The 25,968-nt window shown below is 45.6% G+C and carries 9 protein-coding genes and 1 pseudogene; 9 read left to right on the top strand and 1 reads right to left on the bottom strand.

The features are described from left to right. The first annotated feature begins 86 nt into the window (after window positions 1-86). Window positions 87-1,649: a polysaccharide deacetylase family protein gene (locus tag IGI92_RS10530; RefSeq protein WP_430606953.1), complete on the top strand. Its 1,563-nt coding sequence runs from the start codon at window positions 87-89 to the stop codon at window positions 1,647-1,649. Here the strand turns inward: IGI92_RS10530 and IGI92_RS10525 are convergent. Continuing rightward, window positions 1,642-2,444: pseudogene (locus IGI92_RS10525) on the bottom strand (helix-turn-helix domain-containing protein). The gene IGI92_RS10530 and the pseudogene IGI92_RS10525 sit on opposite strands and share 8 nt — an antisense overlap. Window positions 2,445-3,597: 1,153 nt before the next feature. Here IGI92_RS10525 and IGI92_RS10520 point away from each other — a divergent pair. From IGI92_RS10520 to kdpA, 8 genes are all read left to right on the top strand, one after another. Continuing rightward, entirely contained in the window at window positions 3,598-12,972 is a 9,375-nt protein-coding gene (locus tag IGI92_RS10520; protein WP_430606951.1) for an Ig-like domain-containing protein, read from the top strand. 102 nt (window positions 12,973-13,074) lie between these two features. Then, a complete protein-coding gene (locus tag IGI92_RS10515; protein ID WP_430606948.1) occupies window positions 13,075-14,544 on the top strand; it encodes an adhesive domain-containing protein in 1,470 nt (489 codons plus the stop codon). Between the two features lie 14 nt (window positions 14,545-14,558). Then, window positions 14,559-14,867, top strand: coding sequence for a hypothetical protein (locus IGI92_RS10510; protein ID WP_430606946.1), 309 nt, complete (start codon window positions 14,559-14,561; stop codon window positions 14,865-14,867). After that, a complete protein-coding gene (locus tag IGI92_RS10505) occupies window positions 14,864-15,511 on the top strand; it encodes a WxL domain-containing protein (protein ID WP_275626614.1) in 648 nt (215 codons plus the stop codon). The genes IGI92_RS10510 and IGI92_RS10505 overlap by 4 nt, the downstream gene beginning before the upstream one ends. Window positions 15,512-15,622: 111 nt before the next feature. Then, complete coding sequence (locus IGI92_RS10500; RefSeq protein WP_016613486.1) at window positions 15,623-16,666, top strand: DUF916 and DUF3324 domain-containing protein; 1,044 nt, start codon at window positions 15,623-15,625, stop codon at window positions 16,664-16,666. Window positions 16,667-17,322: 656 nt separating this feature from the next. Then, the gene (locus IGI92_RS10495) at window positions 17,323-18,051 is read left to right on the top strand and encodes a LytTR family DNA-binding domain-containing protein (RefSeq protein ID WP_016613483.1); all 729 of its coding nucleotides are present in this window, start codon (window positions 17,323-17,325) and stop codon (window positions 18,049-18,051) included. A 28-nt stretch (window positions 18,052-18,079) separates the two neighbouring features. Further along, window positions 18,080-24,010 carry a bacterial Ig-like domain-containing protein gene (locus tag IGI92_RS10490; protein WP_430606943.1) on the top strand — a complete coding sequence of 1,977 codons (5,931 nt, stop codon included), beginning with the start codon at window positions 18,080-18,082 and terminating at the stop codon, window positions 24,008-24,010. 272 nt (window positions 24,011-24,282) lie between these two features. Continuing rightward, window positions 24,283-25,959 carry a potassium-transporting ATPase subunit KdpA gene (gene kdpA, locus IGI92_RS10485; RefSeq protein ID WP_430606941.1) on the top strand — a complete coding sequence of 559 codons (1,677 nt, stop codon included), beginning with the start codon at window positions 24,283-24,285 and terminating at the stop codon, window positions 25,957-25,959. Window positions 25,960-25,968 lie beyond the last annotated feature (9 nt).

Here is a 25,968-nt window from a genome sequence, read left to right as displayed (position 1 = left end):
TTATAAGAATCTCTGTAACACTGTTGAAATATTATTACGATTATGTTACGTTTTGTTTACGTTATTATGTTTTAGGGAGAATGTTTATGAAGAAATCAAGCAATTATTCAAATAATTCACAACATAAAGAAGCGACGTCTGAAAAACAAGCACCTTTTTCAAGGGTCGAATCACATCAAAAGCAAACAACGGGAACGGCAAGACGCACGCAAACCACCGATCGTCAAGTTTCTAAAAAGAAGCCAACCCATCGTAAGTATCTCTTTTCATTGATGACGCTTCTGACAATTGTCATTATCGCCACTGGCGGCTATATCGCCTTTACGTTGAAGCAGCAAGAAGCCTTGGCACGGGAAAAATATGAGGCTGCTGCTGAAAAGTTATTGGCATCGATCCAAGAAGAACAAGTTAAAGTGGGAATCCCGGCAAAACTCGAAACATTGTCTAATGGGGACAAGAAAGAATTGATTTTCCGACCAAAAGAAGAAAGTACGATTCCTGTCAAAGATGCAAGCAAGAAATTGTCGACCATGGCGAACAAATTATGCAAAAAACACACCGACAAAGAGACAGTCACTGTTGCTCGGATTGAAGCACAAGCGGTCGCATCGAAAGTGTCAACCTATTCTTTAAAAGCGGACAGCTATGTTTGGAATCGGGAAACTGGTCGCTTTGAAGATGCGGATAGCGTGGTTGCCGATCCAATTTTTATTTCCGAGAAAACCGGCAATGAATTATCCTTGAAAGACTTGGTTCCAGACGAGGGCAGCTTGTTAGGGATCCAGCAAGTCATTCAGCAAAAGATTTTAGACCAAGTCAAGGAACCTGATAAAGTCATTGATGCGGTCTTGGCGATGGATCGAATCACCTATGAGTCGAAATTTACGTATGATCCTGAAAAATTAACGATCCAGTTGCCCCAAAATCAAACTGGCGTATCTGAGATCACGTTGGCGTACAAAGAGATTGCACCGTTTATTGATCCGGAACTTGTTAATGCGGATCAATTGAAAGAGCAACAATCGACATTGGACCAAAACAAAAAATATGTTGCACTGACTTTCGATGATGGCCCTAACGACACAACCACATTAGATCTTTTGAAGATTTTAAAGGACAACGATGTCAAAGCAACGTTTTTTGAATTAGGACAAATGGTGGATCGGTATCCTGAAGTATCGAGAAAAGTCCATGAGGAAGGGCATGAAATTGCCAGTCACTCCTATTCACATCCGCAATTAAATACGTTGTCGCCGGAGGATGTCAAAGCTGAAATAACTAAGACCGACAAAGCAATCTATCAGGCAACAGGAGTCTTACCTAAGAATTTGCGCCCGCCGTATGGGGCGATCGATCAACAGAGCGCCCAAGCGGCAGGAAAATCGATCATTCAATGGAGTGTTGATACCGAGGATTGGAAGCTAAAAGATCCGAACAAAATTTTGAAGGTCGTACAAAATAATGTCTACGATGGTTCAATAATTCTGCTCCATGATATTCATCCGAAATCCGTTCAAGCCGTACCTGGTATTATTCAAACGCTGAAAGCACAAGGCTATGAATTTGTGACGGTGGATCAATTGCTCAATGGCAACCAAAAACCAATGTATCAATACTTTGGAGCGACAGACGAACGTAGTGTTAGCTAATAGCCAACATCTTTTGTGTGATCGTTTCACCAGCTTTTTGATCGCCGGTTCTTATGAGCAACACGCCTTGGAAAAACTTGCAGACGGTTTGGTGGAAAAATTCTTTGTAGTCTGTCGCTAAAAGTTTCAATTGGACAACGAGAACTTCCGTCGCATCGTATTGCTGGTGTTTTAGCGTATATTCAATCAAATTGATCAGCAAGGCGCAGTATATTTCTCGACCTTTTTCCATATCGATGTAGTACTCGAGCATCTTGGATACTTTTTTTTGAAAAAGAAGAAATTATGGTCGTTGTCCAGAAGATCGATGGTGTTGCCAAATAGTTGGATTTCTTGTAACGTCCAGCTCTCAACATCAATGAGGTAAGAAGTGATCGTTTGGCGATCGCATTCTAAAACAGCACTTTGTCGATAGACCCCATGTTCTGCCAAGCATTGTAGCATGCGAATTCGCGAGCGAACCTCTGCAATACGGATATTGTTCAGTCTACTAGTGGTTTTTTGTAGTTCCTGTAACAGCTTTTGTAAATTTGGCAGATCGTGTTTGTTTGAATATTGATTATACCGATGATTATAGCTGTTTTGCTCATCCAGGCGATAGCCATTCGCGATATAGAGAAATTCATCGATATCCATTGAGAGATTTTCTAAAATTTGCAACAGCAAGTTGGCAGCAATTTGATGCTTGCCTTTTTCGAACTCGATGGCATAAGACTTTGAAATAATCGTGCCATAGACTTCTTTTTGGGTGAAGCCTTTTTTCAATCGGATTTGTCTGATCGTTTCGCCATACATAAGAAAGCCTCCGCTCTCGTTGAATTAATGAGATCTTGTATCCCCATTATAGTAAAGTAAAGCCAATAGAGGAATCTAAAAGGTCTTTTATTTCAGACTTTCCTTGATTTGGTGGAAGAAATCGTTCAGTAATCTTCGTGATAAAGGATCCTTAGAGGGGGATCGTAGAAAAGCGTGAGAACATTCGGTTCTCACGCTTTTTTTAGACAAAACTGAGGCAGATCAATAGAAAAATCATTACTAGCCAATGCATCGTTTGTTGCTCCTTAAGTCGTATTAGAAGAAGCCAATTGGGCAGCGGTGTTTCCTTCTTACCAACAAGTATAACCGCTTAAAGTAGAATGAACGTTTACGTCCGAAATGTAGGACCAAATAACTGGGTGAGGATGAAAAGCAGTGAAGAGCAACTGAAGAAATAATCGTTCATAATAGTGCAACGTTGATTTTGATAGAATAGTTTCATTCTTTTTTCACAGAACTTTCTGCGAGCGTTTCGATTCCTTTTTTTCGTTAGTAAGAGTTATTTTAGGTGATATCGTGAAAAAACGTCCAAATTATTTTTGTTTTTTTATTTTCGGAGGTAAAAAACGAGGTTAAAATCATGAAAAAACACAATCATCATTTTTCTCTATCCCGGTGTATAAACATGCAATTGAAATCGTATTCATTATATTGATTAAATATAAAAAAAAGAAAGGTTAACTGACGAAAAAAGGCAATATTTTATCATCATACATTTGTTTATAAGAAAAATATAAATAATTTCTGCTTGTTTATAAAATAAACCTTTTGTGTTTTGAAAGGTGAAATTCAGTGTTTTTTTAATTATTTATCGTGTTTATAATTTGTTGGAAAGAAATAAATTTGCTAGAATTTTGGTACACAGTGTGTTCGTTTAGTTATTTTATTTTTTAGTTTCACAAGAGTGAGCTAATGTGCTTCTAAACTATTTGAACAAAAATCACTGGGTTTTTCAGAAAGCATGCGAAAAAATCTTCGCTTTGCGATCGGTTACTTTTTGTTTTCTCTCTATGCCTTTTGGTGTTGGGTTGAAATAGATTTTCATCTGGTTTTAAAGGGGGAAAGAAGGATTCCAGAGATCATCAGTTTTATCTTTTGTCGGTTAAATTTTTTTCGAACAGGAGGAGAATGAATGAAAGGCATTAATTATAAAAAGCTCATGGATTCAAAGAAAAACACACGCGTTCGAACAAAGAAAAATATTATTGCGAATTTAACTGTCAGTGGAATGTTGTTGACAAGTACGGTGGTTGTGCCAGCAAGTTTGTTATGGGCACCAACGACGGTTGAAGCTGCTTTGGTTTCAGCTGAACTTTTCTCAGATATCACAGCGTCTAATAACTCAGGCACGAGTGCGTCTGCACCTTATGCAACTCCTGGTGCAACGAACCAAGTCAATTTCTCGATTTCTGGATCGAATGCAGTAACGGTTGATGTCTTGAATGGGGATAAAGTCGCGGTTGTTGGGGTTCCTCAAGGCCTTACTGGTTTGGTTCAACCGGCAGGGAATGCATCGATTTCCACCAATGTGATACTCCAACTGGGGAATTTCCCAGCCTTGCAAACATTGATCGGTACAGTCACACCAGCAGTCAATACCTTGATCAGCACGGTGGATGGAATCGTCAATCAAAATTTAGCTGATGCACTTGATATTCCGCCAACAATCGTTGGCGGCTTGCCAAATCCGTTGTATACAGCGGCTTCAATCGTGGATGTTAGCCAAGTGATATCCGTCAACTTAGATGAAATCACTACCCAGTTAGACTTATTAAATCAACTTGGACAATTTGGCCAAGCGAATTTTGAAGTTCCAGCTGGACTAACCGATAACGAACGTGCCCTGATTGCCAATGTGGATGATGGTTTATTTATCGTTATCAATCAACGCATCAATCAAATTCTCGATAATTTACAAGCAGCCCAGATTCAAGTCAGTATTTTGGATGGTGCAAGTGGGATTCCAGGCATCGGTACCTTGATCGGTCAAATCAATACGTTGGTACAAAGTACCGTTAACACAGCTAAAGCCACTTTAAACGCAACGGTTGAAACAGCACAAACAGTCTTCAATGCAACGACAGATTTAGCAGATCAAATCGCTTCTGCATCTGTTTTAGGTCAAACCAATGTGGTCGTTCCAACGAATGTCACCAGTCCGACCTATGCACAATTGGTTGAAAACGGCGTGGCGAATCCATCTAATCCTTACGAAGCCCGCTTCGAAGGAACGATGTCTCAACTTGATTTGATCACCATTGATTTATTTACGGATGCTGACGGCAATAACTCGATTTGGTTTGCGCCAGATACACCAGAAGATCAAACCGATACACCAACAATCAATCCATTGACAGCAGGGGAAACGACGATCAGCGGAACATCTGAGCCAGGCGCAGCCATCACATTGGCGATCAACGGCGGTGCACCTATTACAACAACCGCAGATGGTGACGGCAATTGGACGGCAGATGTCCCTGAATTGGTGGAAGGCGATACAGTCACAGCAGTAGCGGAAGCTGATGGGGAATCGGCGAGTGAGCCTGCAACGGCAACGGTAGCAGCACCAGTGGTTAATGCACCAACGGCTTCGATTACAGGAAATAGTACCGATGGGTATCCTGTGACGGGGACAGCCGCAGCAAATGCAGCCATTGAAATCACCAATGCCGAAGGTGAAGTCGTTGGCTCTGGGACGGCAAATGAGAACGGCAACTACAGTATCACGTTGAACCCAGCAGATGTAGCAGAAAATGAAAACTTGAATGTTGCCGCAATCGTCACTGCCGGTGGGCAAACTTACCGTAGTGGTAATACGCCAATCGTCGTTCCAGCAGACGATGCGGAGCAACAAACGGGAACACCAACGATTCAACCGGTGACTGCCGGGGATACAAGCGTCAGCGGAACTGCTGAGCCTGGTGCCTCGATTACTGTGACCGTCAACGGTGCAGATCCGATCGTGACGGAAGCCGATGAAGAGGGCAATTGGCGTGTTGATGTGGACGAAGTGTCAGAAGGCGATACGGTTTCAGCTATCGCCGAACTAGCAGGACAAACGCCAAGCCAACCGGCTAGCACCACCGTGTCCGCCTTAACAGTCAACGCACCAACGGCTTCGATCACAGGAAATAGTCAAGAGGGCTATCCAGTGACTGGAACCGCAGCACCAAATGCGGCCATTGAGATCACCAATGCGGATGGCGAAATTGTCGGAACAGGTACCGCCAATGAGAATGGTATTTATACAGTCACGTTAGATCCAGCGGATGTTGACGCGGAAGAAACCCTGAATGTGACAGCGGTTGTGACCGCTGGCGGCGAAACCTATCGAAGTAACCCAACACCTATTGTGGTGCCTGCAGATATCCTGCAGACGGAAACACCAACGATCGATCCAGTCAGTGCTGGAGATACGACCGTTAGTGGGACAGCGGAACCGGGGGCAACGGTAACGATCACGCTTCCTGAAGGCGATCCAATCACGGCTGAAGCCGATGATGAAGGCAACTGGGAAGCAACGGTTCCTGAATTATCAGAAGGCGATTCCGTGACCGTCGTAGCTGAGTCTGAAGGCAAAGATCCGAGTGCACCAATCACCGTGAGTGTAAACGGTTTAACCGTGGCGGCGCCAACGGCTACGATCACCGGAAATAGCACAGATGGGTATCCAGTAACGGGAACAGCGACTGCCAATGCAGCAATTGAAATTTTGAATGAAGCAGGAGAGGTCGTTGGTAGCGGAACAGCTGATGAGGATGGCAACTTCACGATCACCCTTGATCCTCAAGAGGTGACAGCTGGTGACAACTTACGAGTGGAAGCGATCGTGTCGGCTGGTGGTGAAGACTATCGCAGTACAGGCACACCGCTTGTAGTTCCTGCAGATGATGTAGAAAATTTAACAGAAACACCAACGATCGACCCAGTAACAGCTGGGGATACGACCGTCAGCGGAACGGCTGAACCAGGGGCAACTGTGACGATCACGCTGCCTGAAGGCGATCCGATCACGGCAGAAGCCGATGACGAAGGCAATTGGGAAGCGACGGTACCAGAGTTAACGGAAGGTGATACGGTAACAGTCGTTGCCGATGTAGAAGGCAAAGAGCCAAGTGCACCGATTACCGTGACCGTTGATGGTGTGACTGTCAGTGCACCGAGCGCTTCCATCACAGGCAATAGTACGGATGGCTATCCGGTCAGTGGAACAACCACGCCGAATGCGGCCATTGAGATTTTGAATGAAGCAGGCGATGTCGTTGGTAGCACGACGGCGGATGACACGGGTGTTTATACCGTCATCTTAGATCCAGCTGATGTGGCGCCAGAAGAAGCCTTGCAGGTGGTGGCAGTTGTGACAGCGGGCGGTCAAGACTACCGCAGTAATGCCACGCCAATCACGGTACCAGCAGACATTGAACAAACAGGGACACCAACGATCGATCCGGTCACAGCAGGTGATACCACGATTAGCGGAACGGCAGAACCAGGTTCGACGGTTACTGTTACGATCACCGGTCAAGAACCAGTAACGGCTGAAACGGATGACGAAGGAAACTGGCTTGCGGAAGTGCCAGCAGTCTCTGGTGGTGATACAGTCACAGTCGTTGCGGAAGCCGAAGGCAAAGAGCCCAGCGCGCCAGTCAGCGTTGGAGTCAATGGAGTCACCGTTGCAGCACCAACAGCGATCATCAGCGGCAATAGTACCGATGGCTATCCAATCACGGGGACTGCTCCAGCGAACGCAGCGATCGAAGTGTTGAATGAGTCAGGCGATGTGATCGGTACTGGGACAGCCGATGGGGATGGAAACTATACGGTAACCATCGCATCATCCGATGCAGCACCAGAAGAAACCTTGTCTGTCGTTGCGATCGTTACAGCAGGCGGAGATCAGTACCGCAGTCCTGCCACACCGGTGACGGTCCCAGCAGATGAGCTTGAACAAACAGCATCACCAACCATCGATCCAATCAATGCCGGGGATACGACGATCAGTGGGACCGCAGAACCAGGCGCTACGGTGACGGTAACGATCCCAGGTGAAGAACCTGTTACTGGTGAAGCCGATGACGAGGGGAACTGGACAGTTGAAGTTCCTGAAGTTTCTGAAGGAGAAACCGTCACAGTGGTCGCACAAGCACCAGACAAAGACCCAAGTGCACCGATCAGTGTTGGAGTCAATGGGTTGACGATCGCTACACCAACCGCGACGATCAGCGGCAATAGTACCGCAGGTTATCCAGTAACGGGAACGGCACCAGCCAATGCAGCCATCGAAATCTTGAATGCCGATGACGAGGTCATAGGTACTGGCACCGCCAATGACGAAGGCCAATATACGATCACGTTAACGAGTAATGACGCGTCTCCAGCTGAAGCCTTACGGGTGGTGGCGGTAGTCACAGCCGGTGGTCAAGAGTACCGCAGTGCGGCTGCACCAATCACAGTACCTTTGGATCAAACTGCAGTCCCAACGATTGAATCGGTGACAGCCGGCGACACGACCATCAGTGGTACGGCTGAACCTGGCGCGACAGTCTCAGTCACGATTGGTGACGCAGAGCCAGTCACTGCCGAAGCGGATGACGAAGGCAATTGGACGGCAACTGTGCCCGAGGTTTCTCAAGGAGAAATTGTTTCTGTGGTAGCGACTCTTGATGGGGAAACACCAAGTGATGCAGCTACGGTCGTCGTAAATCCACTCAGTGTGGCGACACCGACAGCAGCGATCAGCGGCAATAGTTCGGAGGGGTATCCAGTAACCGGAACGGCCACGCCAAATGCAGCGATTGAGATCTTAAATGCAGCCGGTGAGGTTGTTGGTAGCGGTGAAGCAAATGAGGAAGGTGCTTACAGCATCACATTGAGCAGCGACGATGTTGATCCTTCAGAAGCACTTCAGGTGGTGGCAGTGGTAACAGCTGGCGGCGATGAGTACCGTAGTGCGCCGCTCTCCATCGAGGTACCAGCAGACCAAACGACCACCCCAACGATCGATCCAGTGCAAGCAGGTGATACATCCGTCGGAGGAACTGCCGAACCTGGTTCAACGGTGACGGTAACGATTCCTGGAGAAGATCCAGTGACTGCCGAAACGGATGAGGAAGGCAATTGGACAGTCACCGTACCAGAACTTTCAGAAGGCGACACGGTCACAGTGGTTGCTGAAGCTGAAGGCAAAGACCCAAGTGCACCAATCAGTGTTGGTGTCGGTGCCTTGAACGTGGCTGCACCAACCGCAACGATCACGGGCAACAGTACTGACGGCTATCCAGTCACAGGAACAGCACCAGCCAACGCAACCATTGAAATCTTAAATGCTGCCAATGAAGTGGTAGGCAGTGGTACTGCCAATGGAGACGGTGAGTATACGATCACCTTGACAGAAGGTGTTTCACCAGCAGAAACCTTGCAAGTGGTGGCTATCGTATCAGCCGGCGGTCAAGACTATCGCAGTCCGGCAACTACTATCGTGGTGCCAGAAGATAACGCAGAAGACCAAACAGCGGCACCGACTGTCGCACCAGTGATTGCTGGGGCTACAACCGTTAGCGGAACGGCTGAACCTGGGGCAGATGTAACGGTTGAACTACCAAACGGCGATACTGTTACAGTGGCAGCGAATGACGAAGGTGAGTGGACGGCAACTGTGCCGACGGTTTCTCTGGATGATGTCTTGACAGTTACTGCTTTGGCAGACGGCAAAACAGAAAGTTTACCAGTAACAGTGACGGTGCAAGGGCTGATCGTGGCAGCACCAACGGCAACGATTTCTGGCAATAGTGCAGATGGCTATCCAGTAACTGGTACAGCACCAGCTAATGCGTCAATCGAAATCTTAAATGCTGATGATCAAGTGATTGGCACAGGGACGGCCAATGAGAATGGTGTTTACACCGTTACCTTGACCAGTGAAGAGGCATCAGCAGGAGAAACGGTCCGTGTCATTGCCATCGTTTCAGCAGGTGGGGATGACTTCCGTAGTCAACCAACGGCTGTCGTGGTACCTGCGGATCAAACGGCGACACCAACGATCAATCCAGCAGTTGCCGGCGCAACAGAAATCAGCGGGACAGCCGAACCAGGAGCAATAGTCAACGTGACGGTCGGTGAGCAAGACCCAATCTCAGCCGAAGTTGACGAAGAGGGCAATTGGCAAGTTGATGTGCCAGAGCTTTCCGAAGGGACGACTGTTACGGCAGTAGCAGAAGTAGAAAATGAAACACCAAGTACACCAGCAACGATCACAGTCGGTGCATTAACGGTGGCGGCTCCTAGTGCGTCCATCAGTGGCAATGCAGCCGAAGGTTATCCAGTGACCGGAACAGGACCAGCGAATGCGACCATCGAAATCTTGAACGAAGCTGGCGAGACAGTTGGAACGGGTACGACCAATGTTGCAGGGCTTTACACGATCGATTTGACCAGTGAAGATGTCTCTCCTGAAGAAAACTTGACGGTAGTTGCGGTGGTCACAGCTGGTGGTACAGATTATCGTAGTCCAGCGACACCGATCATGGTGCCAGCTGAACCGGGTGAAAATCAAACAACGGCACCAACGGTTGATCCAATCAAAGCAGGCGATGAAACAGTTAGTGGAACGGCCGAACCTGGCTCAACTGTGACTGTGACACTACCTGATGGCACAGAAGAGACCGCCGAAACAGATGACGAAGGCAACTGGAGTGTCGATGTGCCTGAATTGTCTGAAGGGGATACCATCACAGTCGTCGCAGACAGTGACGGCAAAGACCCAAGTGATCCAATCACTGTCATCGTTGAAGGAGTGACTGTCGCAGCACCAACAGCTTCCATCAGCGGCAACAGCACGGATGGCTACCCAGTGACTGGTACAGCACCAGCCAATGCAGCGATCGAGATCTTGAACGCAGACAATGAAGTCGTTGGAACAGGCACTGCCGATGGAGACGGCAACTATACAGTGGACTTAACTGCTGAAACTGTCAATCCAGAAGAAACCTTAAATGTCGTTGCCATCGTAACAGCTGGTGGGAAAGAGTATCGCAGTAATCCAACAGCGGTCATCGTACCAGCAGATACGGTAGTGGATCAGACAGCTGCACCAACGATCAATCCAATCACGGCAGGAGATACCAGCATCAGTGGGACCGCAGAACCAGGTTCAACCGTGACGATCACTGTACCAGATGCGGAACCAATCACGGCTGAAACGGATGACGAAGGCAATTGGACAGCAGAAGTACCAGAAGTTTCTGAAGGCGATGCAGTCACTGTTGTGGCTCAATCACCTGACAAAGAGCCAAGCGCTCCAGTAACAGTTGGTGTGGGGGCGTTGACGGTCACTGCTCCTAGTGCAACCATCACAGGCAACAGCACGGATGGCTATCCAGTAAGTGGAACGGCACCAGCCAATGCCACCATACAAATCTTGAATAGCGATGGACAAATCGTCGGTTCAGGAACCGCAGACGCGGAAGGAAACTACAGTATCACTCTTGAACCAACAGCTGTTGCACCAGCGGAAAGCCTAACAGTCGTCGCAGTTCTGACAGCTGGCGGCAAAGAATACCGCAGTAATGCGACACCAATCGTGGTACCTTTGGATCAAGAAGAGCAACAAACTGCAACACCAACGATCGATCCAGTCAAAGCTGGCGATACGACGATCAGCGGGACTGCCGAACCAGGTTCGACGGTGACGGTAACGATTGGTGAAAATGAACCGATCACAACTGAAACGAACGAAGAGGGCAATTGGACAGTCGAGGTACCTGAAGTTGCGGAGGGTGATACCGTCACTGTTGTGGCACAATCCCCTGAAAAAGACCCTAGTGCACCAATCACAGTGAGTGTGGATGGCATCACGGTTTCAGCACCGACCGCTTCCATCACTGGCAATCCAGAGGATGGTTATCCAGTGACGGGGATGGCAGCACCAAATGCGGCGATTGAAATCGTGAATGAAGCGGGGGATGTCGTTGGATCAGGCAATACTGATGAAAATGGCAACTACACGATCACGCTCTCTGGTGAAGATGTTTCTCCTGAAGAATCATTGAACGTCGTTGCGATCATTACAGCCGGCGGCAAAGACTATCGGAGTAATGCCACACCAATCGTAGTGCCCGTTGAGAATACGATCGATCAAACCGCCACACCAATCATCGAACCAGTCACAGCTGGTGACACGACCATCACTGGTACTGCTGTACCGGGATCGATGGTCACCGTGACGGTAACGGGAGAAGAAGCGGTTGAAACCGAAGCAGATGAAGCAGGAAATTGGTCAGTGGAAGTTGCAGAAGTTTCTCGAGATGAAATCGTAACAGCAGTGGCGCAAAGTGAAGGAGAAACCACCAGTGAACCAGCAACGACTGTTGTTAATGGCATCACGGTCAACGCACCTTCAGCGTCCATTACGGGTAATTCCCAAGAAGGCTATCCAGTAGCCGGGAACGGGCCTGCCAATGCAGCAATTGAAATTCTTAATGAAGCGGGTGTTGTCGTAGGAACAGGCACGACCGATGAAAATGGTGACTATACGATCACATTGACTAGTGAGGATGTCGCACCAGAAGAAAACTTATCGGTTGTGGCGATCGTCACTGCTGGTGGGGATGACTACCGCAGTAATCCGACACCAATCGTCGTACCTGTCGATGATGAAAGCATCAAGACAGATACACCAACCATTGACCCAGTTACGGCTGGTGATACAACGATCAGCGGAACGAGTGAGCCAGGTGCTACGATCACCGTTACCATCAGCGATCCGTTAACAAGTAGATTCCTGACCATCTTCGCGGCTGAAGGACCAATCACAACGATCGCCGATCAAAATGGTGACTGGGATGTTGAGTTATCCGCGGAAGCGACGGAAGGCGAAACCGTTACGGTTCTTGCTTTAGCCGAAGGCGAAACCTTAAGTGATCCGACGACGACCGTAGTCGGTGCCTTGACGGTTGACGCACCGGTTGCCACGATCACTGGCAATCCTACCGATGGCTATCCAGTCTTCGGGAATGGGCCAGCCAATGCGACGATCGAAATCTTGAATGAAGCGGGTGACGTTGTCGGAACTGGAACGACCAATGGGAATGGTGCCTTCAGCATCACATTAGACCCAGAGGATGTTTCACCAGAAGAAACCCTTAACGTTGTGGCTATCGTTACAGCAGGTGGCAGAGAATACCGCAGTGCAGCAACACCAATCGTGGTACCAACGGGTGACAATGGTACGGATGGTACCGACGGCACGGACGGTAGCAATGGCACGGACGGTACCAATGGAACGAATGGTACCGACGGAAGCAACGGCGCTTGGGGTAACTGGGGCAGTTGGGGGAACAACAACGGCAACGGTAGCAATAACAACCAAAGCTGGTGGGGAAGTAAGTACCTACCGAAAACGGGATCTGAAGGAACTTGGTATGCTTCACTGATTGGGGCAGCAGTCTTCGTTGTAGGAGGAATTGGTTTGTTCTTCAAAGCAAGAAAGAAAAAAGACCAACAAAAATAGCATGACTTTACCAGCGGAGTGGACATCCTCCGCTGGTATCTCTAGTGAACAATAGTTTTGAAGCAATGATCATCGTTTCGTAAAGAAAGGGTTAGAAATGGTATGAAAAGCAGAAGGAGGGAAAAATGTCTTTACAAATGGACGATCGGCCAATTAATTCTCTTTTTGACCAGCATCAGTTTCGTCAATTTGTATCTTTTAACAACGACAATAAAAGCCGAAGCAGCAGTGAATGTTTTAGATGTGGAGATTTTAAGCAATTTAACGAGTGCCAATACAAGTGGCACCTCAGTAAGCGTTCCATGGCCAGGCAGCGTGACAAATCGACCAGTGACTTTTTCTATTAAAGGCAACGGCGGGTTGAACGCTTCTGTCAATGTCAGTGGGGAAGATAAATTTGCTTTATTAGCGATCCCAGCAGAATTGAGAACTAGCATTAGTGCCAATGGATCCGCATCGATCAAGACGTCGACCACAGTCAATATTGCCAATGTCCCACTTTTGAATGCGATCTTAACAGCGCTTGATTCCTTGACCAGTTCACTAAATCTCAACCTTGGGATTGTTCAAATCGATTTGACAGCGATCAATCAGCAGATTTCTTTACTAAAGACTGTCGGAAATATTGGGAATGTTGAATTTACCAGTCCATTGCAGTTTACGACCCAGAAAGAAGCTTTATATGCCAATATGAGTTCGAACCTTGGTGTCGTCTTAGGAACCAATGTCCCGCAAATTCTACGGAATTTAAGTACCGCGATTCAAAATACCCAGATCCGAGTGATCGGCATCGATATTGGCGGCGTCGTGCGCGCATTGCTGCAAGGGTTGCTCAATACTCTGCTTAGCACCGTGAACTCAGCGTTGAATGATTTGACAACTGTCCAAGAACAGCTGGCGGATGCAGCTGTTTTAGGAGCAACGGATGTTCAAATTCCGACGTTACTTTCAGGTCCGGGTCAGTTGACTGCAAATTGGACTGCTAATTTTTCCGCTTCTGTTTTGAAAGCAAAGCCGACAGACATCAATCTCTTGAACTTTAGTGCGCTAAATATCAGCAGTCGCCAAACCATGATTTATTTCATGGTCGAAGCACTGACGATGGATCGGACGAATCTACCGACTCAGCTGAATTTTGGCCGACATGCCATTCAAACGAAAAAGAGTGAGACGTGGCGGGCAACCGCCAACGGCGATCAAAGCTCAGCTGCTACAACTGGGATTTTACGGATCAATGATACCCGCAATCGGCAGAAAAAATGGCAAGTCAAGGTCAGACAATCCACCAATTGGGTCAATGGTACACGCACATTGCCAGCCGCCGAATTAAGGGTTCAGCTTGGCACTGTCAATTCGACCTTTACGGATGGTCGAGTGGTTTTACCTGATAATGCAACGATTGCCCTGCAGCAAAATGTCGAAAAAAATGTGGTGACGTTGGAAAATGCGGCATCGACTGGTGGACTGACCGTTAATTTTTCCCAGTTCAATTTATTTGTACCTGAGAAAACACCTAAATTTCAAGGTCAGTATCGCGCCACAGTCGTGTGGACCGTTTCCGATACACCTTGAAAAGGAAGAGCAGAATGAAAAAGAATTCCCTTGTGCTGCTTCTGATTTTGATGATCGGCAGTTTCTGCAGTTTCGTTCTATCAGCAGTAGCCAATACGACGACCGGCAACATTGAGTTTTATGAAGGACCAACGGAAACAGCTAGCAGTGATTCAACTGATGAAGAAATTGAACCACCAACCAATCAAGAAACGGTCACTAACGTAGAAGAACCACTGCCGCAGCTTGCTGAAACCAATCACTTTTGGCTGCCCTTAATAGGCGGATTCTTCATTAGTCTGACATTGATCATTTGCATCAAAAAAAGGAGGATGGCAAAATGATTTCAAAGAAATCGGTAATAGGCACATTGGGGGTATTGACCGCCCTTAGTATTGTGACCACGGTGCAAGCGGACGACACGACCGGTGTCGTAGAATATACCTCTGGTGGCATCGTGTTTGACCCGGATAAAGGCGGGAGTGATCCCAATACGCAGCTACCAACGAATTTAGATTTTGGGGCCCATGAGATCCAAACAGAAAATGCCGAAACGTGGGTAGCTACTACGGATGGGACTGGACTACCTGGCGATGGGTCCACGCTGCAAAGAGGGGCAGTTGCAGTCAGTGATAACCGAGGACAGGCGAACTCTTCTTGGGCAATTAAAGTACGGCAAGCAACCCAATTTACGGCAGGAGACAGTACGTTGGACGGTGCGGTATTAACGGTAGATACGGGTACATTGACCAACAACTTAAGTTCGCCGCCAACCGGAACCAGTGATATTGCCAATGGCGAGCTTGATTTTGCGGCGATCAACAATGAATATGCTTTCTTGACCGCCAATGCTGGTGAAGGGATCGGTGAAACGTCGATGCCTCTAGAACAATTTACCCTTTCGATCCCAGCCAATACGGAAAAACAATCGGCAACCTATCAAACGACCCTCGTTTGGACGATCAGCAGTGCGCCGACGACCCCATAGGTTAGTAGTCATTGCTTAACAGTTAGCAGAAAAAAAGCAGCTTGCCTAAGCGGCTGCTTTTTATGCTAGCTGATTTTTCTTTCCTATTTTGTGTAGAAAGGATCTGACAGGATGCATCAGAACAAACTTCGAGGCAAAGGATTTCAGTATTGGGTAGTAAGTATTCTAACGGTCTTATTTTTAATTGGTACTAGTAGTACGGGGGCAGCAGATTCACTTGATACCTTCGATGTTCAAATCAAATTGCCGGAGTCACAGCGGGACAAAGAGTTGATGTACTATGATTTGTTGCTGGAGCCCAAGGCAGAAGAAAAACTAGCAGTCATGGTTTCCAATAAAAGCGAGCAACCAATCAATCTACAGCTATCGTTTAATCGAGCGGTCACGAACATGACTGGCGTCGTTGAGTACTCTGGGGCAAATGAGGAAGCAACGCCTTCTGCTCCGTACGCGATCGAAGAACTCGTTACTTTGAGTGATGAAACACTTTCGTTAGCCCCTAATGAACAAAAAGAAATCACCTTGACAGTCCGGATGCCATCTAAATCATTTGATGGGATTTTGGCAGGGGGACTATACGTACAGCAAACCGGCAGTGAAGAATTTCAAGGGAATGTTCAAAACCTATTAGCAAGAGAAGTGGCGGTATTGCTCCGAAATAAAGAGTCAGACATCCCGCCAGCGGTCCGAATTGAAGAAGCCCATTTGGAAGAGATCAACCGCCGCAATGTCATCATCGTAGCGGTGGAAAATGCAGCAGCCGATTATCTCAGTAAAGCCACGCTTGCTTATGAAGTGTTTCATGAAGGAAAAGCAACAGCCATCAAAGGAGAAAAAGAGATCCAATTAGCGCCCAATGCATTAATGAATTACGCACTTCCGCTGGATGGAAAGGAACTGCTATCAGGAGAGTATGAAATAAAAGCGACCCTCAAAGCAGCCGATCAAGAATGGCAGGGAGAGCCGACCTTCCAAGTTGCAAGGCAAGAAGCGCAAGAAAGAAACGAGCAAGATGTCAGTATTGAAGAAACCGCTTCGTCGATCCTTCTCTATCTATCGATTGGGGGTGTTTTATGTTTGATCATCGCCTATCTGATTTGGCATAATCGAAAACTAAAACGAGCATTAAAAAAAACAGATGATAAAACCCCATGAGCACTTGTAAGAAATTCCTTATTAATATAGAAGGAAAAAAAGAAAACAATTAAAATTCACGGGATGCATGTAAATCAGAAGCATAATAAAAGCAGCAAACAGGCCATTTATTGTTCGAAATAAATGGTTTTTTGTCGTGTCCATGAAGATTCGATATGGTAAATTAAGTAGAAAAATTTTTTGATTGCATCTTGCAGCAGCGAACGATCACTTTTATTTTGATGGAAAATCTTCAGAGGAAACAGTTGATTACCCTTAACCGGACTGCCCAAAGAGAAGGTTAGCTTTTTTTGCGAAAAAACGAAGAATAAATAACGATTAATATTTTATTTGAACGAAGGTTATTTTTTTTGAAATCATTAGAAAGGTTGGGCAGTAGTCGGTAAGTTTTGGAATTGTTAATTAGTTAAACTACTTAAAAAAACATAAGTTTTTATTGTTGTTTGCGCTTTCTGTCTTATAAATGTGTTAAGAAAGCAGTACGACGGGAACTCCTTTACTATAATAGGTTTAGACCAATTATAAAGTCTTTTCTTACTTTGTTTTTAATTTAAACTACCTTTTTTGCATAAACGTTTCGCTAATTCGTTTGAAAGTGCAAGCAGGCATTTTTAATTAAGAATACAATTAGAAATGATGTGAAAAGGAGAATTAAGATGTCTGCAAATTTGAGCAATTTCGCTGTTTATATAGTAGATGACAACTTTTTTAATGGAAATTTGATGAAAAAAATGATCACTGAAAGTCATGTTCCTTATTCTATGGTGGAGATCATTTCACCGGAAGGACTAGATTCTTTTCTTGAAGGGTACTTAACAGATGTGAACGATTTATTTTTATTTTCCATTGAAATGATGGGCTTTGATCGAAGTTTTCAATTAGCAGGGCGATTGAGGGAGCAGTGCAAAAAGTGTCAAATTGCTTTTTATGGTGCCTATGCGTCCAAAATCGAAATCAAGAAACTGAATCTTATCTGTCCTTTAGGAATCATCGATACAGAAGAAAAGGATGTGGCAATGCAGTTAAGAAATTTGTTAACAGAAGCAATTGAAGTGAAACGATCATTGCTGGGAAAAAAACACTTATTAAAAATTGTTAGTAAACGAGAGTTGATGATCGTTGATGCAGAAGCAATCAACTACATAACAACGATCAAAGGTGAGCGAAACCGAATCGTATTCCATCAAAAGAAATCAGTTGAGTGCATTGAAACTTCGTTAAAGGTCATCAAACAGCTAGATTTGCCTGAGTATTATAAAGTATTCAAATCGTACATTATTAATGCGCGACAAATCAAAATGATTGATCGAACAAACAATGTTCTTTGCTTTTTTAATGGGGAAGAATTAGAAGTTGGAAAAAAAATCCGTAAAGCAATCAGTTAAAACTACATATATTTAATGGAGGAAAAAAATGAAAAAGAGAAATAAACGAATTCGTCATGGCATTGTTGTTACCGCTTTAGGTCTGTCCCAAGTGATCACTCCGGTCATGGCGCTTGCGGAAACCACGGAACAGGAACAGACCATTCGTACTTTAGATAACTCAAATCATCTGCTGGAATCAACCAGCGGCGTTGCCAATGAAACAAACACAAGCGACGCGCAAACAACTGAGACTACTCAAACGGATCGTTCTTCAGAAGAAAGCGGCGAAGCAACCTCCAAGACGGATGCAGCAACAACGAGTCAAAGTGAAACGCCTGCTACAACTTCATCAACGCATACAGCAGATACTACAGATTCGACGCAAACAAGTTCTTCAGAAACTGAATCGAAAGAGGCAAAAGGAGCCGAAAAGAGTTCCCGTGTCAGCACCCGCATCAATGGACAAGAGCTTTTAGAAAAAGGCACATTACTGACGATTGCTGGTGAGGAGTTCAGTCAAACGGAAGAAACGCGGATTTTAAACAATAGTCCGGTGAAACTGAAATTAGACTTTGAAATCAATGACGAAGACTACTTAGCCGGCACCACTGCTGTTTTTGACCTGCCGGAAGGCCTTGGTTTTAGTGATATGCAAGGAACAAATGAAGCAATCAATGCTTCGTGGGCAGTAGATAGCGCCGCCCATCAATTAACGATCACCTTTAACCAATCCATTCATGATGCATCGTTTTCGATCGAGTTGACCAGTTATCTTTATTCAGAAGACAAGCCTCAGCTAACCATTGAGATGGGCGATCAAAACCAGACAAGCTACGCCATTGATTTGTATGAAGAAGTTGACCCGATTCAATATGTGTCAGAAAAAAATGTCTTTGGGATGCAAGGAATGGTTTACTACAATACTGATCGGACATTATCTGGAACGGAAACTCTTTCACTGCATTTGGTTGATACGCCGGGTGCGTCCTTCAAAAAGATTGAGACCCAACCGTTAAAAGTCTTCAGCTATGAAGTGGATATCAAAGGAAAGATCAAGCCAGAAACACAGACAGCATTAGTCGAAGGGACAGACTATACGATCACCTCAAATAGTCTTTACAATACTGCTGTTGAAATCAAACAGATGGACAAACAAAAGGCTTATGGGGTTTCTTATCAATTCACCATGAGTTTGACCGAGCTGACGGATTATACGCCTTCTTTTTCAAAAGGGTATCCAACGACCGGATTTGGTTCGGTACAGCTAAAACAAACAACTGCCCAAAACAGAGGGTTTTCCTTTACCGCAGCAACCAGTAAAGATGAAAAAGAAGTCGATTCTAGGTATTATATGGGGGTTGCTTCTGCCAGTTTTATGAATGGCCTTTCTAAAGGAAACTACTATGTATCAATTCATCAAATGCCGACGGAGATGAAAGCAGGTCAACAAATCATTCTTTCGAGTCAAAACGGACAGCCGATCACGGCGAAACAGTTAACAGCAAGAGACGCCTTCTATCAAAATGTGACTTTTACGGATTATTTTTCTGTCGAAAATAATGGGGACAAACTGATTGTGACGGCCACAAAAGACAGCAATCTCACTCTTGGTTCCACGAACATAACCGTACCCTTTGATCAGAAAGATATCATCCTCAATGTCTCGACACCGTTAATTGCTAATAAAGAATTCAAAATCGTTGAAGACAACTACGTCGAACCAATCAGTGTTCTTAATCCCAATAACGCTGAAACTGCTTGGGGAAATTATGATCAAAATGGTGCCTATGCCAGTGACACTTCAGTCAATATCGAAGGCAGCACCTCACAACCGATCGAAAATTTACAAATGTTTATTGAACATCCCGAGTATCTTTCTTTAAGAAAGGTACCAAAAGTCGGCTTCTATTATACTTTAGGAACTGATTATACGATTGAAGAAGTAGCAGGCGGAACGATGGTCACCTTTACGTCGCCCATTACCTATTCTGTTCAATTTGATATTGGCTTCAATTATGTGCCAGACAGTTTAGCACCGACAAAATCAATTCCTAACGATACAATTCCAATCACGATTTCCGCGACAGGACTTGACACGGTTCATACCTCCGTCTATACCGGAAGAAAACTGTATTCTGAACGCACGCTCCAAAGCAGTAAGAATCAGTTTTTAGTCAACGCTCGTCAAGATACCATCAGTGATTTGACTGTTGAGACCCATGTTCCGAAAAATACGGATGTTGTGTTTTCGATCATCGATGTTTCCAATGAACAAGTCAGTGGCATTTATCCACAGTACTGGGATCGTGGTTATTATGATAATCAAGCCATGAAAGAAAGCGATCCGAATTATCCAACGATCACCCATGATGAGGCAACCAACTATTATACCTTTGATTTTGGGACGACTAACCATCGCTACATCATTTCCTATCAGTACGCCAATGGTTGGCAGGAAATGAGTACGATTTATGTACCTGGTTTTGCAAAAGAGCCGCTATCAAATAATCAGCAAGGCTCAACTACCGTTTCGGTTTCCAATACAGCGACGGATATTATTGGGATTACTCAAAATACCGTGAATAATACAAAAAACATGACTCAGGTCAAGGTCACAACAAAAAATATCGATGATGGCTCGAAAAAAGTAGCAAATCCAACGATCCTTCTAAAATCATTGGGAAATACCAATGGTGAAATCGATCTTAGGTCAATCAATGTTTCAAATGTGCCAGACGATAGCTACGAAATCAAAGAAGTTGACGGAGACGTACAGCTTGTCTTTTCAAACTATGTTTTAACGAAAAATATCGAAATCAGTTACAACGTACTTTCACAAAACGCCGGCCAAATCTCAGCTTCAGCAACGATCGTTTCTGATACGATTGATACCTTGTCGGAAGCCAAACGGACGGCTACTTCGACGGTGACTAACCTGCAATTTTCGGCAGGTGATTCAAACGGGATCATTTACAAAACTAGTGCGTCACTTGATGTTTATAATACCGAAGAACCAACTCAGAAAATTGCAGGCGTTACATTGATGCTTTGGAATCAGTTGACTGGAGATGTTATTTCTGTTGTAACGGATGAGAAGGGAGAGTATCAATTAGCTGATATTTATACAGGGACCTATACGCTTTATGTTTCTTACGTCCCAGAAGGCTACGTTGTGCCCCAGGAGCTTCAACTCGGAAAAGAAGTCCAAGTGAATCGGACGGGCAATCATTTCTCTGTGGGCATCACGCCAGAAGAAGATTTATCAACGATCGTCACGAAAGATAGTACAATCTATGTGGGAGACGAGTGGCATGCTGTAGATAACTTTGTCTCAGCAACAGACAAGCATGGCAATGCGTTGACCTTCTCGGAAATTACCGTCAACGGTGAGGTCGACACATCTAAAGTCGGCACTTATGAAGTCAAATACATGAATGGCAACGTGAGCGAGACAGCGACGATCACTGTGGTGGCCAACCAAGAAACGGTGGCAGCCAAAGACAGCACGTTATATGTGGGCGATGCATGGACAGCAGCTGATAATTTTCTAGCGGCAACGGATAAAGACGGTAACACAGTGGCAATCACAGAAGTGACCATCACCGGTGAAGTTGACACGGATACACCTGGAGAATACCAAGTAATCTATCGTAACGGCAAAGCCGAAGCAACAGCTACGATCACGGTCTTAGCAGACCAAACTTCGGTTAAAGCCAAAGACAGCACCTTATACATCGGGGACGACTGGCATGCAGTTGATAACTTTGTTTCGGCAACGGACAAAACAGGAGCGAACGTTCCATTTTCAAATGTGACAGTTAGTGGAGCCGTGGATACTTCCAAAGAAGGCCAATATCCAGTGGTTTATCAAAATGGCAATCAAAAAGTAGTCGCCACGATCACCGTGGTTGCCAATCAAGAAACAGTCGTTGCCAAGGATAGTACACTTTATGTTGGAGATGCGTGGGAGCTTGCGGATAATTTTGTTTCAGCAACGGATAAGAAGGGACAACCGTTAAGCTTGGCAGAAGTCACCACCAGTGGTGACGTGGATACGAAAGTACCAGGAGAATACCAAGTAATCTATCGTAACGGCAAAGCTGAGGCGAAAGCGACGATCACCGTGATAGCTGATCAAACATCAATTAAAGCTAAAGATAGCACCTTATATGTTGGTGACGACTGGCAAGCAATCGACAACTTTGTTTCGGCAACGGATAAAGCAGGAGCAAACCTACCATTTTCAGCAGTGACCGTTAGTGGATTAGTTGATACGAGCAAAGAAGGTCAGTACAAAGTTACTTATAGCAATGGTAAAACAGAAGCTATTGCTACGATCACGGTTGTTGCGAACCAAGAAACGGTGGCAGCTAAAGATAGTACGTTGTATGTAGGTGACTCATGGGAAGCCGCGGATAATTTTCTTTCCGCAACAGACAAAGACGGCAAGGCATTGCCGCTAACAGAAGTAACCGTTGATGGCACAGTTGACACCTCTAAAGCAGGCAGATATGAAGTGGTTTATCGCAATGGCAAAGCCGAAGCGACTGCCACGATCACCGTGTTAGCTGATCAAACGAGTGTCAAAGCCAAAGACAGTACCCTATACGTCGGCGATGACTGGCAAGCTGCCGACAACTTTGTCTCAGCCACAGACAAAACGGGAGCAAACCTACCATTTTCAGGAGTAACCGTTAGTGGCTCAGTCGATACCTCCAAAGCAGGCGAGTACCCAGTGGTTTACCAAAATGGTCATGTCAAAGCAACGGCGACGATTACAGTCGTTGCGAACCAAGAAACCGTAGTCGCTAAGGACAGTACGATTTATGTGGATGATAACTGGCAAGCTGCCGACAACTTCGTGTCAGCCAAAGACAAGGACGGTAATGAGCTAAAACTTGCAGATATCACAACAGTAGGTACGGTCGATAGCGCCACACCAGGGAAATATGAAGTGATTTATCGCAACGGCAAAGCCGAAGCGACTGCCACGATTACCGTGTTGGCAGATCAAACGAGTGTCAAAGCCAAAGACAGTACCCTGTATGTCGGCGATGACTGGCAAGCTGCCGACAACTTTGTCTCAGCCACAGACAAAACGGGAGTAACGGTTGAATTATCAGGAGTAATGGTTACTGGTACCGTCGATACCAATCAAGAAGGCACATACGAAGTCACTTATACGAATGGAAAAGTCAGCGACATAGCGACAATCACTGTGGTTGCTCACGAAGAAACAGTCGTAGCAAAAGATAGTACAATCTATGAAGGAGAGAAGTGGCAAGCCGTCGATAATTTTGTCTCGGCAACAGATAAAAGCGGACAAGCAGTCGATTATGATCAAGTATTGATTAGCGGTACAGTCAATACTGATGTGCCTGGAAAATACCAAGTAACCTATCGCAATGGCAAAGCCGAAGCCACTGCCACAATCACCGTGTTGGCAGACCAAACGTCTGTGACTGTGAAAGATAGCGTGATTTATGTCGGTGACAACTGGACAGCTGCCGACAATTTTGTCTCCGCTACAGATCGTGATGGTAAGACACTTACGTTGGAGCAACTGTTGGTGGACGGTTCGGTTGATACCAAAAAAACCGGAACCTATCAAGTCACCTATTCAATCGTAACCGATGAAGCAGCAACTCCTAACTTTTTCGCACGCTTATTTGGTACTGACTCACAAGAAGCAGTCACCGCCACAGCGACGATCAAAGTCATTGAAAAAGCAGAAGAACCAGAGGAAAATGATAAGCAGCCAGAGAAAGATGATTCTAATAAAGGGCAAGAAAAACCAACGGATGCAGGACAGCCTGGTAAACAAAGCAAAGCGACCGCAAAGGACAAACGGGTGTTACCAAAGACTGGTACAGCCATCACTCAAGGCTATTCCATTGTAGGAGTGAGCCTTGTGGCACTAGCGGGGATCGTCTTCTTTCGTAAGAAACACACGAACAAAAGCAGAAAAACGAAATAAGTCTCAATGACTCTAGCAGCGGATATCGTTAAGGATATCCGCTGTTTTTAGTTTGTTTTCTAAAAAAAACCTGCAGTATTGCGGTTTTCTTGTCCGATAAGCAGCCGTATAAAGAAGATATAAAGATGCTAGCAGAAGATTTACACTATTTTTATTTCTTTTTGCGTATGCTTACGTCATGAAGGAGTGAAGAATATGAATCTTGGTTTAGGAATAATCGGAGTGATCGTAATGATCTATCTCTTTTGGTACTTGTTTGAGGGGGGAGAACGATGAGTAGCTATTTTGTGCAAGGCTTTTTATTTTTACTGATCTTACTAGCAGCAGCGGTTCCTTTGGGCTGGTATATCAAAGAAATCATGCAAGGAAAAACACCGCGGTTTGTCCGCTTTATTCAACCCATTGAACGGTTGACCTATCGAGTGATTGGTTCGGTCAGCAAAAAAGAAATGACCGCCAAAACTTATCTATTTTCAGTCTTGGCCGTCAGCGTCTTTTCCATCATCGGATTGACCGGATTATTGATGGTCCAGCACTGGTTACCGCAAGGGGCGGCCGTTGAGAATTTGTCCTTTGACTTAGCCTTGAACACAGCCGTCAGTTTTGTGACGAACACGAACTGGCAAGCTTACGCTGGGGAAGAAGCACTGACCAATCTTTCCCAAGCATTAGGATTAACGGTGCAAAATTTCTTATCTGCGGCAGTAGGACTAGCTGTACTGTGTGCCTTGATTCGTGGGCTGCAGCAAAAACAAAAACGAACGGTAGGGAATTTTTGGCAAGACATCACCCGTTCCTTGCTCTATATCCTTTTACCACTCTCATTGATTTTAGCGATCTTGCTCCTGTCTCAAGGCGTCGTCCAAACGTTGAGCAGCGGCGTTGAAGTCAATGGATTTGAGGGGGAATCCTTTTGGATGGCGCTCGGACCGGTAGCGAGTCAAATCGCCATCAAGCAATTAGGGACCAACGGCGGCGGTTTTTTTGGCGCCAACGCCGCCCATCCATTTGAAAACCCAACGATGTTCAGTAATTTTTTAGAAAACTTAGCGATCTTGTTGCTGCCAGCTGCTTTGATTTTTGCCTTTGGCTTTTGGATCAAAGAGTGGAAACAAGGACGTACGATCTTGATCACCGCAACCGTCTTTTTGATCCTTGCTTTTATTGGCGTAGTGATCAGTGAAGCTTATGGACCGCAATTCAGTCAAGTGCTTGGAACGGCCAATCTAGAAGGCAAAGAAGTACGTTTTGGTATCGGTTGGTCGAGCCTCTGGGCAGTGAGTACCACCGCCGCTTCCAGTGGATCAGTCAATGCCATGCTGGATAGTTTCACACCACTCGGGGGTGCGATCCCAATGTTCTTGATGCAGCTGGGGGAAATCATCTTTGGCGGTGTCGGTAGCGGACTTTATGGCATGATCGCTTTTCTATTATTGACGGTCTTTATCGCTGGTTTACTCGTGGGACGAACACCAGAATATATCGGCAAAAAAATCGAAGCCTTTGACATTAAAATGACGAGTATCGTTATTTTGACGCCATTGCTACTGACGCTTTTCGGGGCTATGTTGATGACCTTGCATCCTGACATCATGAGCTGGCTAACCAACCAAGGCGCCCATGGCTTTAGCGAACTGTTGTATGCAGCAACTTCGTTCAGCAACAACAACGGGAGTGCCTTTGGCGGCTTGACCGCAGATACTGTTTTCCTGAATGGTTTGGGTAGTATCTTGATGTTCGTTTCACGTTTCGTTCCCATCGCAGCCATCTTGTATCTGGCAGAAAACATGGGTGCCAAAAAGAAAACCGTTCGTAATGAAGGAACCTTGTCAACCACGAGTCCAGTCTTTGTCACGATGCTAATCATTGTGATCATCGTGATCGGTGCACTGAGCTTTTTACCAGCGATGGCTTTAGGACCAATCGCAGACTTTTTTACAACGAAATAGGAGAGAGAA

The sequence above is a fragment of the Enterococcus sp. DIV2379 genome (assembly GCF_050542965.1).
Classification (GTDB): domain Bacteria; phylum Bacillota; class Bacilli; order Lactobacillales; family Enterococcaceae; genus Enterococcus_D; species Enterococcus_D entomosocium.
Note: the sequence above shows the minus strand (reverse complement) of the source record. Positions and strands in the feature narration are given on the sequence as shown.